Genomic DNA, 13723 nt, shown 5'->3' with positions numbered 1-13723 from the left:
CGCCCTACGCGTGACGAAACCCAACACGGGCTCGGCTGACTCTAACATAGTCGTTGGGTTTCGCTGCGCTCTTCCCAACCTACGGAAGTCTGCTGTTTGCTTTTATCCCATTTCATCAACGTGCAATCGCATCTCGTGCCGGTTTGACAAAACGGCGAGGCTTTGCTCCCCGCAGTTGAACAGCAAATCTATAATGGAGAGGTTGGGGATGAATACCCCGTGGAGCTGTGGATAAATCGGGTGGCGATAATCCTGGTATTCGACGGCAATGCCGGCCTCGGCAAACAGCTCTTCATTGATATACGAGCGCGCCGCCGCGCCGGACACATAGGTATCCGCGTTGAACTTTAGACAAACCTCAATTAACCGTTGATTCTTTCCGGTCTCGCCGATGTTCAGATGAGCTATGTCTATGAGCTTGGTTTCTATATCGAGTGCTTGCTTCAAACAGTTTATCAGGTATAGATCCAGTTCAACAAGATATTCCCACCGGCGTTGGTAGGCATCCTCAAGAATGGCGGCATAAGGTTTGTAATAAGGAGCCTTGCAGTAGTTTTGCCGAATGATGTTCATGTGTTTTACGGCCCACGGTAAATCGTTATTGATTTTTATTTCATTGATACGCGCGTGGAACTGCCCTTTGGACTTGACAGGCACGGTCAGCCACTGCCACCCTTCCCGGGTCTTGATGCGGTTGCGGCTGCGCCAGTCCTGCCGGGTATATTGCAGCGTTGTCGCGTGCACAAACACATCGACTTGCCGCATTTGATCAAAATAGCCCAGCCACGGCAGATAGCCGGGCTGCAGGATCGCCAATCTCATGCTTATCCACTCCTTCCACTGACAGACCTTAACCAGAACAATGACAGACTCCGTTGCGGTTTCAGTGTTCACCATGAAGCAACCGGAAACCGCCCGCAGGCCGCCCGAGGGCTCTCCCGTATGCGTCGTCAATCTTATAGCACTTCCGGTGAGGTGTAAATTCCTTACCTTTTCTTAAAGCGATCGCTGTGTTTGCCGGCACCCGGGACCGGCGGGCGTTGCATGCTTTGCACTCTTCTTGAAACCGTTTGACACCCGCGCCACCAGAAGATATTAGTCCGATGATCTTCGTCTTTCGTTGATCGAAGCACGAAGCGGCCTATCAACTGCAAGGGCGCAAAGCACGCCAAGGTTCGCAAAAGTTGCATGCTTTAGGGAGAATCCTTTGCGTGCCTTTGTGTGTTTGGCGGCTTTGCGGTGAACGATCACGGTGAGGCCGGCATACCGACCAGTATCACTGCAGACTCAGACAGGACAGTGACTTGATGAATGTTAGTTGGCTACGCGGCCGCACCGCTTTTCTGCTATCCACGGCCTTTGTACTGATCTGCCTCAGTTCTCTACCGTACCTCTACGCTCATCTGTCGTGCCCTGCCGACAAGCAATTTGTTGGTTTGATCGGGTGGGATGTTCCGGGCACCTACATGTATTTCATGTGGCAAAAGCAGGCTCAGGAAGGGCACATCCTTTTTGAAGACAGGCTCACCCCGGAACAGCACGAACCTTTCTATTTCAACCTGGAGTGGCTGTTACTCGGCAGATTGGCCAGATACTCGGGGCTTTCCATGATTGCCGCATTCCAACTGGAAAGATGCCTGACAATCGTCATGGCGTGCATCACCCTATATTACTTCGTCGGCTGCTTTTTCGTCGATGTCACGCAACGCAGGGCCGTGTTTCTTTGGATCGTCTTGACGTCCGGCCTCGGTTGGACCCTGTGGCTGGTGCACAAAGTCACCGGACAGTCCTGGCCGATACGGGTGTGGGACATTGAGGGAGTGAACTTATTCGGGTATCTCATCAACAAGCCCCACTTTGTCCGTTCCCTCGCCCTGGTGTGCCTGAGCTATGCATTCCTGCTCAAGGGCGAGCAAACCCACCGGATCGTTTATTTCGTCCTGTCCGGACTCACCATTATGCTCCAGGGCTTTATCCGGCCATATGATCTACCCGCCGCATTCCTCATTCTCCTGCTCTTCCCTTCGATCCTCTCCATGCGCCGGCGGAAAATCCAATGGCTCCACTTGAAGAACTATCTCACTGCCGCCTTGACCGCTTCTCCGATTTTTATATACTACCTCTTTCTGCGCCGCTCCGTACTCCGCGAGGTATTCCAGGCGGTATCCTTTGAAGCCTTCACACCGCTGGAGATGATCCTTTGGCTTGGGCTTCCCCTGTTAATAGCCTTGGGCGGGTTTGATGGATGGAGGAACTTCAGAGAGTGGGACAAGCCGAAATTGTTCCTTTACATATGGGTTACGATTATCGGCGGGCTCATATACACCTATCCCATCGTTCCCTGGGGTATGGAAAGTGCGGGATTGTGCTACATCGTCGCCCCCATTTTGGCCGCACGACTCCTCTACGGACAATGCATTCCCGCCTTACTGAGGACGGACGTGGGACGAAATCTGTCGCGCCGATTGAAGTGGGAGGAAAGGAACTGGGTCATGGCTGTTTCCCTGGCTGCCATTGTCCTGTGCTTCCCGTCCAACATGGTCCTCTACGGCAAGCTGTTTGCTACCCTTGCCACCCACTCGCGCCCTTCCCATATACCCGAACACGTAGCGCAGGCCTTTTCCTGGCTGGCCGAAAACGCATCTCCGGAAGATGTGGTTTTGTCAGCTCCACCCAATGGGTACCATTTACCGGTCGATGCTTCGGTAACGGCATTTAGCGGGCATGGTCATTTTACCGTCGATTACGCAGGGAAAAACCGGCTGGTTGCACGATTTTTTGATGTACGCGAATCGGATGATTTTAGAATAGAACTTCTCAAGAAGTACCATGTGAGCTATGTATTTTTCAGCGATATTGAGAGAGAATGGGGAGGCTTCGAACCTGCTGGAGCTCGCTACCTCAAGCCCGTCTACAACAATGCCGGAACTGCGATATACCAGTTCCGGCAGGAACACAACTGACGATCCACCGATCCGACCGCGCGCATGACGAGCTCCGCGCCTCTTGTAAATGACGGATTAGTGGGACTTGGGTGCAATTGAACATGATGAATTATTCGTTTCTCTATCAGCAAATAGTCAATGGGTACAGCTCCCTGCCTCTACACCTGTTGCCGGGCTACAGCCTGCCTCCCTTGCAGCTTTTCCTGGAAGTGACATACAACTGCAACCTGAGCTGCGATTTCTGCCAGTTTCTGCAGAGCTCTGACAGTGGCAGCATGCCAGCATCAGCAAATCGATTCGAGCTTTCCATCGGCGAGTGCCACAACATTGTTGAACAGGCTCCTCCAACGGCAGTAATCTCTTTTACCGGGGGTGAACCGTTTGTGAAAGCCGGGTTTGCTGATCTGCTCGGGGCGGCATCGGAGCGCAACAAAACGCATATCTTCACCAACGGAACGAGGATCGGCGGCAAGACGGCCGAATCCTTGGTTGACCTGGGATCGAGAAATCTATTGACGCCCGGGCTGATTCTAGTGGGCATCAGCCTGGAGGGGTTGGCCGACACCCACAATCGTATCACCGGGCGCCCATGGGCCTACGCGAAGACCATCGAAGGTCTGCACTCATTAGCTCATTACAAGGCATCAAAGAACAGGAAGTATCCGCTGATAGAGCTCAAGACCGTCATCTCCGAAAACAATGTGAGGGAGCTCTATGCCATTTACCAGGTGGCGAAGCAGTGCCGGGTGGACATTTTCAACGTGATGGCCATGAGTATGCTGCCGCAGGCCAGCCGCACCGGGAGGTGTGCCGCGGGCTCCTATCTGGAGCCGCCGCCGCCGGTCAAGCCCGTTGCCCCGGTCATCCTCGAGGAACAGCTCAGAAGAATCCAGGAGGATGCCGCCCGATCCGAGATTCAATTGAGGACCACGCCTCAAGGTTTCGATTTCAGGGAAATCATCAATCACTACCACGATAAGCGAAGACTCGCCGGGTATCGCTGCTATTATCCCTGGTACGGGGTGGGCATCTCAGCCTACGGCGACCTGCTCATATGCCCTTACACCGTTACGGGCAATGTTCGAGAGCACCGCATCAAGACATTGCTCAACAACCGCAGGGCGAGGATTTTCAGAAAGCATCTGCAAGCGGCCAGGATATTCCCCGGCTGCTGGGGCTGCTGCATGCTTGTTCCGCGCAAGCCCAGGCTGCCTCGATAGTGATTCCCCGTTTCTCATCCCTCAACTCATTCGGCAAGCCCTTTCAATTGGACGTAATCAAGGGCTGCAGACAGGCTACGCCCATCTTCGCTGCCAGGCACCACTTCAAGGGGCACCGCACTGAATGAAAAGTCCAACTTCACGGAATTCAAACCATATTTCAATACTCCGCCAGGGACTGTGACGGTAAGGGGCGCAAAGTCATGATCCTCCAGTTTCCGCATGGCAATGCAACTTCCATTCACAGAAACGGTCATTTCTTGAACCGGTCCCCCCGGATAGTGGAAGGGGATCAGTCTGAGTTCCATCTGCACCCCCCTCACGCGGTTTGCCAGAATTTCCAAAGAGGCGCTCGTGCCCTCTACCCACCTGACGGTGGTCCCGTCTCCCCAGGCCTCCGTTTGATGCCAGCCGCGCGACAAGAATTTTTCATCTCCAGCGGCTCCTATGTCCACCACGTTCCAAGACGCATCGTCCACCGGCCACAGGTCTATGGACTTAATTCTCAAGCCGGGCCTCATATCGAGAGCCTGATAGCGTGCTTTGGAAAAAAGCCCCTCGGAATAGAGGTGCAGCAGGTTGCGCTGTTCTGTCAATTTGGCCGCGGGCAACAGATAAAGTCTGGAGAACTCCGAATGCGTGGGAGCGAAGTCCTCGATTGTGCTCCCGTTCCAGGCAACAGAAAGCCGCACGGGATCATCCACAATGCCGGGGATCCAGCCCTCTATCCGCAGCAAAGAAGTGCGCTCCGAGCCGCCGAAAACGACTGAACTTTCTCTTCCCATGCGCCGAAACCGGCGTTCATCGGCCCCCTCAAGCCCGCCCCAACCCCGAAGCAGATAGGGAACCGGCAAACCTTTTGACAGAATATAGCCCTCGTTCTGATAGACGATATGCTGGTACTCCGGGTCTACAATGTCACGTCTGACAACAGATGTCGGGGTCAGAGTGTAATCGATCTCATCCTGCAACGGGTCGAAGAAAAAGCGGGCATTGGGCCTGCCGGAAAACGGGGCCAGTATCCAAAAGCCCCACGGCTCCAGGGATCCATTCAGCTTCAAGCTGTGCTCCTGCAAAAAGAAAGACAGCCATGCTTCTTCAGTCGGCCAGTGAGAATTGATCAGGACGGGAGCAGTGCGCGGGACGGTCCTGGAAACATGCTGCAATGCCATGAGGGAGTCTCCCAGCAGCGGGTAGCGGGTAGCGGTGAAGCGAGCAAACGTCATGCTAGACAACATGACGATGATGGCGCAGGACAATCCCATAATGAGCTTGCCGAAGACGGGGCGAATCAGCTTCATTACATAGTCGATACCGTACACCAGGAGCACAAGAAGTGCAAATAGGCTAATGATCGAATGCTTGTAGAAGTGATAAGTGAAATCCACCGCATAGAAAAAGCTCCAACCAGCCAGGAACAAAACGAGGCAGGCTGAGACAAGCCGATCTTTCGACCTGATTCGCTGCCAGGCCCCTGCCGCTATCAAAATCAAGGCTGCCGCCGCAGCGTAAATCAGCAGATAGTGGTCCGCAGTTCCACACTCGATTCGGCTGAAATGCTGCCTCAAGCCCAAAATTTCCCCAAGATGCGGGTACCGGGGGATGTTATCCGTATATTGGGATGTTACGGTGAGTATCTCGAATCCATGCAAAGCGACAAAGACCACCATGAATGGATTAATGAGCATGGCTCCCAGGCTCAGTTTGACACCATTTAGCAGCGGTCGGAGAGGGGACCGGGGTTTCCACGAAAGCAAACCGTAGATGCAATAGAGGCCGACGGCGTAAGGCAGCAGGATCCAGTAGACGGAACACAACCCAGCGATGATCAGCGAATAGAAGATTAATTCTCGCTTGTTGTCGCAATCGCACATTCGGGGAATGAAGCCGATGATCAAGATCAGGTAGATGATCCCCATCGAAATGGGCATTTGCCCCATAACAGGCCAGGCAAAGTACCCATAATTCAGGGCGCTCAAAAAAGCCACCGCAAGAGCTTGACCCCGGGTCGCATTAAATCCCGCCCGGCAGGCAACGAACACACTTATGGGCAGCAAGGAGCCGACTACGGACGACAAGAGCAGGTAGAGCTTGTAGGGCGGTATGCCCGTGTAAGAGGCGAATGAGGCGATCAGGAAAAAAAATCCGAAATATTCCCCTTTTCCGATAACCTCGCTCAGCAGGTTGGTTATGGGTTTGCTGTAATCGACCCGGACATCCTGCGTGAAAGGGTGATGGACGAGATATTCCGCCGGAGCGGTAACGAAAAGGGAATAGCTGTCCAGAATCGAGGTCAAGCTGCCTGCACGCAAAAGAATCACCGCCGCAGGAATGACCGGGATCACCACACACACGGCTAAGACCGCATGCTCCCATTGGAATTTATTGAGGGCCCCCCATTTTTTGCTCAGCTCCAGCAAGGATAGAATTACAGTTGCCAGCAACACAAGCCAGGAAGCAAACTGTGTCTTGATTCCCAATAGACTGAAATAAATGGGCAAGATCGACAACATAATCGAGCCAATCACCGGTGCCAAAATCAACCCGTATGTGCCGTTTCCTCGCCTGCACAATAGTGAACTAAGACCATAACCGGTTACGAAGAGAGCCAGATAGATTGTCGAGTACAGAAAGAAAAGTTCTATACAAAACATGAATCATGACTCTTCTGTTTGAGGCGATTCATGAGAAAGCTTCTTTCAGCGCTATGGGACATCGCTTCTGTACCAAAAGCAATTCAGAGGAATTCACAAGCGTGGTGTGCAATAATCTCTACTTTACAAGCCCAATCTGCATTTTGGTGCGCTAAAATATGAAAATGTGCAATGGTTGTCAAGGTAGAGGTCGGGGTAGTCGGTGCGAATATTTGTTGACCTCGCTGACGCAGGAAGCTATATGTAATGTTTTAATGCTTCTGGATTTTTGCATGGTGTCCACATAAGAACTTTTTGAATATAGGAGGTTTTTACTTTGGCAAATCATCCATCGGCCATCAAGAGGGCAAAGCAAAACGAGAAACGCCGGGTTCGCAACCGGGCGCGCAAGACGCGCATGAAAAACGTCATCAACAACCTGGAAGATGCGCTCGCTTCCAATGCTCGTGATGTCGTCCAGCAGTCACTGAAGGAAGCCATATCCGTTATCGACAGGACCGCTCAAAAAGGGGTCATTCACAAGAACAAGGCGGCCCGCAAAATTTCCCGCTTGACGCAGAGGGTGAACGCCCTGTTGCAGGCCGAGGGTTCATAGAATATTGACATGATCGGCACGGCAAAGGGTTGCGGGCTGTTTCCGCAGGTTGGGGCAGCGTCACGCGCCGCGCGTGACGCTGCCCGGGGCTTACCTTAAAACGACGACGTCAGTCCGCCCAGCCCCTCGGACAGCCTCAGAACCAGATGCTCCATAAACCATTCGGGTTTGGTCCCCATCCCCTTCAGGCCAATATCCACTTGGCGAATGGCTTTGTGAATCCGGCTAAGCTCCTGCTGCGAAAAAGAAGCAGACTCTTTGACGTAATTTTTTACCACCGATTGCGGAAGGCGCAGCCGGCGGCTTAAATCGGCCGGAGTCATCCCGCGCTCCACGGCATCCCTGCTTTGCCACAAGAGCCTCACCTGTCTGGCCATGAGGGCAAGAATCACCAGCGGCTGTTCTCCCGAGAGAAGCAGTCGTCGCATGGCCTTCACCGCCTGACTGGTATCACGCCGGCTGATGAGGCGCAGCAGCTCAAAGATGGTGAAACCGCGCTGCGCACTCGCCAGTTCCTGCACATCAGCCACATCGATGGTCCCCCGCTCACCGACGTAGACGGTCAGCTTTTCCAGTTCCTGCTCGAGCCGGTACAAATCGAGCCCCGTCTGGTCAAACAAAACGGAGGCCGCCTGGGGGGTCAGTTTTTTGTTCTTACTGCGCGCTCTTTCCTGCAGCCACTGGGCGACGTTCCATTCAGTGGGCCCGACAAAGTCCACCACCACACCGACGGACGCTGCCGCCGCTTCCAGTTTTTCTGTGCCTTTCCTGCTCGACACGGTGAGCACCAGGCAGGCGCTCGGGTAAGGCTCCTCCAGGTAAGCGAGAAGCGGTTTTTGCTGATCCTTCTGCCAGGCATGCGCCCCCCGAACCATGATGAGCCGTTTGCTGCCGAACATGGGGAGCGCCCTCAACCGGTTCACCACCTCGACGGCCGGGCAATCTTTGGCCGCCAGCTTCTCTCCATTGAAGCGTCGCGCATTGGCTGGAATGACCCGCTCGACCAGCCCGGCCCACGCCTCTTCCATGAGCAGGTCCGCATCTCCCTTGAACAGGTACACGGGAGCCAAAGGGCCCTTGGCCAGATGTTTTTGAAATTCAAAGGGTTTCATGCCGGTGATCAGAAATTGGCCAAAAAGCGATCATGGATCCGAATGGACATCTCCCGGGCAAGGAACTCTTCGGCCCGCCTCCGGTTTTCGTACAACACGACCGGATCGTTGGAAGCTTCCGAATAGGTCCGGTAATAGGTGTAACCGGGGTATTGCCAGATGACCCTGCCGGTCTGCGCATCTTCGCAGCGAATATCCACCGTCAGGAAGAGACGCGTTTGAATGGTTTCTTCGACCTCCCGCTGCGCCACCCTGGAGGTATAAATATTGGTGATGCGCCCTTTCAGTATGGCCTCGGCCTGTTCTACGGGAACCACCTGGAGTTGGCTGCGCAGGATGAATTCTCTCCGCAGCGCCGACGCAAAAAGGGCCTCCAACCCGGCTTCCGATGTGTTGTTTTCGAAAACGGGAATGGCGATGCGCTGCAAGCCCGGCTGCGGACCGGGGCCCTCCCCGGAAAAGCGGTATCCGCATCCCCCGAGGAGCAGCAGCAGGCAAAATACCAAGGCTTTCAAACTCATTAAAATTGGCATATTCGTTTGCTCCTGGCTGCTTCCCTAGAAAATTCCATAGGCCGGTGCGGCGCCTTCCTTCGTTTTAATCTTCGCCGGGTTTTTCTTTCAGTTGCCGGGGAATCGGGGCAGGCCGGGCAGTGCCCTGCTGCGTCTTGAGGCGCGATCATGCCACCCGCTTAGACCACAATATTCACCAGTTTGTTGGGGACCACCACGACTTTCTTGACCTTTTTGCCCCCAATGAAGTCCTGAATCTTGCCGTCGTCAACGGCAGCACGCCGCAATGCTTCCTCCGTCGCACCGGAGGGAACGGTTATGCGACTCCTCAGCTTGCCGTTCACCTGCACCACGATGAGAGTTTCTTCAGTTTTCAGGGCCTGTTCACTCCATGCCGGCCAGGGCATCTTCATGACACTCTCTTGATGACCCAGGCAGCGCCATAATTCTTCGGCGATATGCGGCACCATGGGCGAAATGCACAGTATGACGGTCTCAACGGCTTTCCTTAGAACCCGCCGGGACTCCCCCGACTTCCCGTTGTTTTCAAGGGTCTGATAGATTTGGTTGACCAATTCCATGACGGCAGCGATGGCGGTATTGAAATGAAACCGATCACGGATGTCTTCGGTCACCTTCTTGATGGTTTGGTGCGTCTTGCGATGGAGCTCCAGCAGGTCGGCCGGCAGATCCCCGTTGCCCGCATAAGCCGGCGCCGCTCTGAGGTGATCCAGGTTTTCGGCCACCATGCGCCACACTCGCGCAAGAAATCTGAAGGACCCTTCAACCCCCTGCTCGCTCCAGTCCAGATCGCGCTCGGGGGGCGACGCGAACAGGCAGAAGAGACGCACTGTATCCGCACCGTAGGCCTCGATCATCTCATCCGGATCGACCACATTGCCTTTGGATTTGCTCATCTTAGCGCCGTCTTTGATCACCATCCCCTGGGTCAGGAGATTCAGGAACGGCTCGTCCATGTCCACATAGCCCATATCGCGCAGCACCTTCACGAAGAACCTGGAATAGAGCAGGTGCAGAACTGCGTGCTCAATGCCGCCGATATACTGATCGACGGGCAGCCAGTAATCGACCCGCTCTTTATCGAGAGGACCGGCCGTGTAGTCGGCACAGGCAAATCGGGCAAAATACCAGGACGATTCAACAAAGGTATCCATGGTGTCGGTTTCGCGTCGAGCCGGGCCTGCGCATTGGGGGCAAACGGTCCTGTTGAAGGCTTCGCAGACGGGCAGCGGGGAAGCACCGTTTGGCAGCATTGCGACATCCGTCGGCAGCACTACGGGCAAGTCCGCTTCGGGAACCGGCACGGTTCCGCACTGGTCGCAGTAGATGATGGGAATCGGTGCACCCCAGTAGCGCTGTCGGGAAATGCCCCAATCGCGCAGCCGATATTGCACCGTTTGACGTCCCTGCTCCCTGCCTGCGAGCGCTGCGGTGATTGCTTCACGCGCCCGGGCCGAAGTCATACCGCTGAACGTGCCCGAATCCACCAGCACCCCGTCTTCCTCGTATGCTTCGGTCAAGCTCTCCGCCGGCGGAATACCGGTCAAATCTTCCGGTTTGATGACCACCTTGATGGGCAGACCGTACTTGCGGGCAAACTCGAAGTCTCTCTGGTCGTGTGCCGGCACGGCCATCACGGCACCCGTCCCGTATTCCATGACGACGAAGTTTGCCACATAGATCGGCATCTTTTCCTGTGTCATGGGATTGATGCAGTAACTCCCGGTGAAGACCCCTTCCTTTTCCAGCAAATCCGCCGTGCGATCGCTGCGCTGCGCCTGTTTTGCACGCTCCACGAAAGCTTCAATGGCATCCCGCTGCACCGCGGTCCGGCAGATCTCCGCCACCAGCGGGTGCTCCGGGGCCAAACTCATAAAAGTCGCCCCAAACAGCGTATCGGCTCTGGTGGTGAAGACCTTTATGCCTGCGCCCCCGGACTCCATCGGAAAGATAATTTCACTGCCCAGGCTCTTGCCGATCCAGTTCTGCTGCATGGCGAGCACCCGTTCCGGCCAGCCGGGCAGCTTGAAAGTGTAATCCAGCAGTTCTTCAACATAGGCCGTTATCTTGAAAAACCACTGCTCCATCTCCTTTTGCACCACCGGCTGATCGCAGCGCCAGCATGCCCCGCCTTCCACCTGCTCGTTCGCCAGCACCGTCTGACAGGTGCCGCACCAGTTGACATAGGCGGAGCCCTTATAGGCGAGGCCCCGCTCGTACATTTTGAGAAAAAACAGTTGTTCCCAGCGGTAGTAGGAGACATCGCAGGTGGCAAATTCCCTCGACCAGTCGTAGGAAAAGCCGAGTTTTTGCAGCTGCCCGCGCATATAATCGATGTTGTCGTAGGTCCATTTGGCCGGGTGTGTTTTCGCTTTGATGGCGGCATTTTCGGCGGGCATCCCGAAGGCGTCCCAGCCCATCGGGTGGAGCACGTTGTACCCCTGCATACGCAGGAACCTGGCGACCACATCGCCGATGGTGTAGTTTCGAACATGACCCATATGAATGCGGCCGGACGGATAGGGGAACATCTCCAGCAGATAAAACTTCTTGAGGGCAGGATCCGCCCTGGTTTCAAAAAGGCGTTCCCGATGCCAATGATCCTGCCATTTTTTCTCAATATTTTTAGGGAAATACTTCGCGTCCATGAATCACCTTCTTAATCTGGGCATCCATCGTCCATTTTGCTGGGTTTCGTACCTCAACCCAGCCTGCTTGCAAGCCAAAATCATTTTCTTGCACAGTATGCAATGAGTATTGCCGCCCCCACCCGCGCTGGTTGAAAAGGCCAAATAAAGCGTTTATAGTTAGCAGAACGCTTAAGACTTGGAAACAATTATTTGAATGACGTACGCCAGCAAGGAAATCGTAGATGTCGGACAAATCTCACAGAATTCCCGATCAAAAAGAATTGGAGAAGGAGCTCAGTGATTACCTGTCGAAAAAGTATGGCACCCACATCAGGGTCATGTCGCCCATGATGACGTCCGACGACAAACCGCCAAAGGGCAAGGCCGGCGTCGAGCAGATAAAGTTTGACCTGAAGCCGACCGAGCTCGAAGCCTATCTGCACGATTATGTGATCAAACAGGATGAAGCCAAGGCCATTCTGGCCACAAAGATATGCACGCACTACAACCGCATCCGCTATCAAAACCGGAACAAGCGAGGCGGCGGCCAAAATATGGTGGGGCGCATCAAGAATAACATCGTCCTGATCGGGCCGACGGGAGTCGGCAAAACCTACCTGATCAAATTGATCGCGCAGAAGCTGGGGGTACCGTTTGTCAAGGGCGACGCCACCAAATTCAGTGAAACAGGCTATGTGGGGGGCGACGTAGAAGATTTGGTGCGCGAACTGGTGGTTCAGGCCGATGACGATATCGAGCTCGCCGAACATGGCATCATCTACATTGACGAAATCGACAAAATTGCCTCGTCGACCCACTTCATCGGACCGGACGTTTCCCGCACCGGCGTTCAGAGGGCTTTACTCAAACCCATGGAAGAAACCGACGTGGACCTCAAAGTTGCCCACGATCCCATATCCCAGCTGCAGGCCATCGAACACTTCAGAAAGACCGGCAAAAAAGAAAAACGAGTGGTCAATACCAGGAACATTCTGTTCATCATGAGCGGTGCCTTCAACGAATTGGGCGCCATCATAAAGAACCGCATCCAGAAGCAAAACATCGGATTCGGCGCCAAAGTCTACAGCAAAGAGATCGACCCGCAATACCTGCAGGAGTGCAAAGCCGAAGACCTGATAGCGTACGGTTTTGAGAGCGAGTTCATTGGCCGGCTGCCGGTAATTGCTACACTCCAGGTGCTGCAAGTGGAGGATTTGTACCAAATCCTGAAAAACCCGAACAACCCGATCATCCTCGGCAAGAAGGAAGACTTTCGCAGCTACGGAATCGATATCAAATTTGAGGATGAAGCGCTCTACCTGCTGGCTCAAATGGCGTACGAGGAAAAAACCGGAGCGCGCGGGCTGGTCAGTGTGATTGAGAAGGTGTTGCTGCCGTTCGAGAAAACCCTCCCCTCGACCAGCGTCCTCTTTCTCGTGGTGACCAGCGACCTGGTCAGGGCGCCCCAAGACGAGCTTGCCCGCATTCTGGCGAATCCCAACGATCCCCAACGGCAGGCCGCTTATGAGAGCATAGTCCGGGCGGAAAGAAATCTGATTCATACCGAGATCATGAGGGACAAGAAATATTTGATCGACAACTATCCTTTGGTTTTCAACCGGGAACGCCTGGAGCTCATGATCAATCGCCACATGAATTGCGCAATTCCCATTGATGATCTGTGCAACGATATTTTGGCGCTGCACAATCAAATCAGGTTGTTTGAAGCCGGATTTTATGATCGGCACGGCTTTAAGATTCATTTCGATGAGGACGCAACCAACGAAATCATTGCCAGGTCGTTGCACAACGACATAACCGCCTCGGCGGTGTGCAAGAAAGTCTCGCGCGATTACGACTACGGGTTTAAGCTGATTGCCGATCGCAGCGGACAAATTGAGTTCACCCTTCCGAGAAAATCCGTTGCCCAGCCGGACATCTATCTGGAAGAGCTGATCAGAGAGAGCTATCACTACAAGCCGGACAATCCCCCGGAAACCAACCCATCAGACTGACCAAGGAAGAAGCCCCAAG

At 54.2% G+C, this 13723-nt stretch carries 9 protein-coding genes; 4 read left to right on the top strand and 5 right to left on the bottom strand.

The window, feature by feature from the left end; translation table 11 throughout:
* Window positions 1-102 precede the first annotated feature (102 nt).
* Window positions 103-822 (bottom strand): WbqC family protein, encoded by a 720-nt coding sequence (locus tag K1V27_RS16400; RefSeq protein ID WP_258931128.1) that lies wholly within the window; start codon window positions 820-822, stop codon window positions 103-105.
* A gap of 485 nt (window positions 823-1307) precedes the next feature.
* Between K1V27_RS16400 and K1V27_RS16395 the strand changes: the two genes are divergently transcribed.
* A complete protein-coding gene (locus K1V27_RS16395) occupies window positions 1308-2963 on the top strand; it encodes a hypothetical protein (protein WP_258931127.1) in 1656 nt (551 codons plus the stop codon).
* 83 nt (window positions 2964-3046) lie between these two features.
* Window positions 3047-4165, top strand: coding sequence for a radical SAM protein (locus K1V27_RS16390; protein WP_258931126.1), 1119 nt, complete (start codon window positions 3047-3049; stop codon window positions 4163-4165).
* A 26-nt stretch (window positions 4166-4191) separates the two neighbouring features.
* On the opposite strand, the gene K1V27_RS16385 is transcribed toward K1V27_RS16390, so the two are convergent.
* Window positions 4192-6819: a hypothetical protein gene (locus tag K1V27_RS16385; RefSeq protein ID WP_258931125.1), complete on the bottom strand. Its 2628-nt coding sequence runs from the start codon at window positions 6817-6819 to the stop codon at window positions 4192-4194.
* Window positions 6820-7135: 316 nt separating this feature from the next.
* Here K1V27_RS16385 and rpsT point away from each other — a divergent pair, with 316 nt between their 5' ends.
* A complete protein-coding gene (gene rpsT / locus K1V27_RS16380; protein ID WP_258931124.1) occupies window positions 7136-7414 on the top strand; it encodes a 30S ribosomal protein S20 in 279 nt (92 codons plus the stop codon).
* 95 nt (window positions 7415-7509) lie between these two features.
* Here the strand turns inward: rpsT and holA are convergent, their stop codons facing one another.
* The 3 genes from holA to leuS all read right to left on the bottom strand — a co-directional run bounded on the left by holA (window position 7510) and on the right by leuS (window position 11707).
* Window positions 7510-8526 carry a DNA polymerase III subunit delta gene (holA, locus tag K1V27_RS16375; RefSeq protein WP_258931123.1) on the bottom strand — a complete coding sequence of 339 codons (1017 nt, stop codon included), beginning with the start codon at window positions 8524-8526 and terminating at the stop codon, window positions 7510-7512.
* 8 nt (window positions 8527-8534) lie between these two features.
* A complete protein-coding gene (locus K1V27_RS16370; RefSeq protein WP_258931122.1) occupies window positions 8535-9059 on the bottom strand; it encodes an LptE family protein in 525 nt (174 codons plus the stop codon).
* Window positions 9060-9217: 158 nt separating this feature from the next.
* The gene (gene leuS, locus K1V27_RS16365; RefSeq protein WP_258931121.1) at window positions 9218-11707 is read right to left on the bottom strand and encodes a leucine--tRNA ligase; all 2490 of its coding nucleotides are present in this window, start codon (window positions 11705-11707) and stop codon (window positions 9218-9220) included.
* A 224-nt stretch (window positions 11708-11931) separates the two neighbouring features.
* Here leuS and K1V27_RS16360 point away from each other — a divergent pair, with 224 nt between their 5' ends.
* Window positions 11932-13704, top strand: a complete 1773-nt coding sequence (locus tag K1V27_RS16360; protein ID WP_258931120.1) for an AAA family ATPase — start codon at window positions 11932-11934, stop codon at window positions 13702-13704.
* Window positions 13705-13723: the final 19 nt, after the last annotated feature.

The organism is Desulfoferrobacter suflitae (assembly GCF_022603395.1).
GTDB lineage: Bacteria > Desulfobacterota > Syntrophobacteria > Syntrophobacterales > Syntrophobacteraceae > Desulfoferrobacter > Desulfoferrobacter suflitae.
The sequence above is the reverse complement of the archived record's forward strand: the minus strand, read 5'-3'. Positions and strand labels throughout refer to the sequence as shown.

What these genes read in the sequence shown, in the direction of transcription:
- K1V27_RS16360 (WP_258931120.1), top strand. Translation starts at nt 11,932, where the DNA reads ATGTCGGACAAATCTCACAGAATTCCCGATCAAAAAGAATTGGAGAAG.
- holA (WP_258931123.1), bottom strand. Translation starts at nt 8,526, where the DNA reads ATGAAACCCTTTGAATTTCAAAAACATCTGGCCAAGGGCCCTTTGGCT.
- K1V27_RS16390 (WP_258931126.1), top strand. Translation starts at nt 3,047, where the DNA reads ATGATGAATTATTCGTTTCTCTATCAGCAAATAGTCAATGGGTACAGC.
- K1V27_RS16370 (WP_258931122.1), bottom strand. Translation starts at nt 9,059, where the DNA reads ATGCCAATTTTAATGAGTTTGAAAGCCTTGGTATTTTGCCTGCTGCTG.
- K1V27_RS16385 (WP_258931125.1), bottom strand. Translation starts at nt 6,819, where the DNA reads ATGTTTTGTATAGAACTTTTCTTTCTGTACTCGACAATCTATCTGGCT.
- K1V27_RS16395 (WP_258931127.1), top strand. Translation starts at nt 1,308, where the DNA reads ATGAATGTTAGTTGGCTACGCGGCCGCACCGCTTTTCTGCTATCCACG.
- leuS (WP_258931121.1), bottom strand. Translation starts at nt 11,707, where the DNA reads ATGGACGCGAAGTATTTCCCTAAAAATATTGAGAAAAAATGGCAGGAT.
- K1V27_RS16400 (WP_258931128.1), bottom strand. Translation starts at nt 822, where the DNA reads ATGAGATTGGCGATCCTGCAGCCCGGCTATCTGCCGTGGCTGGGCTAT.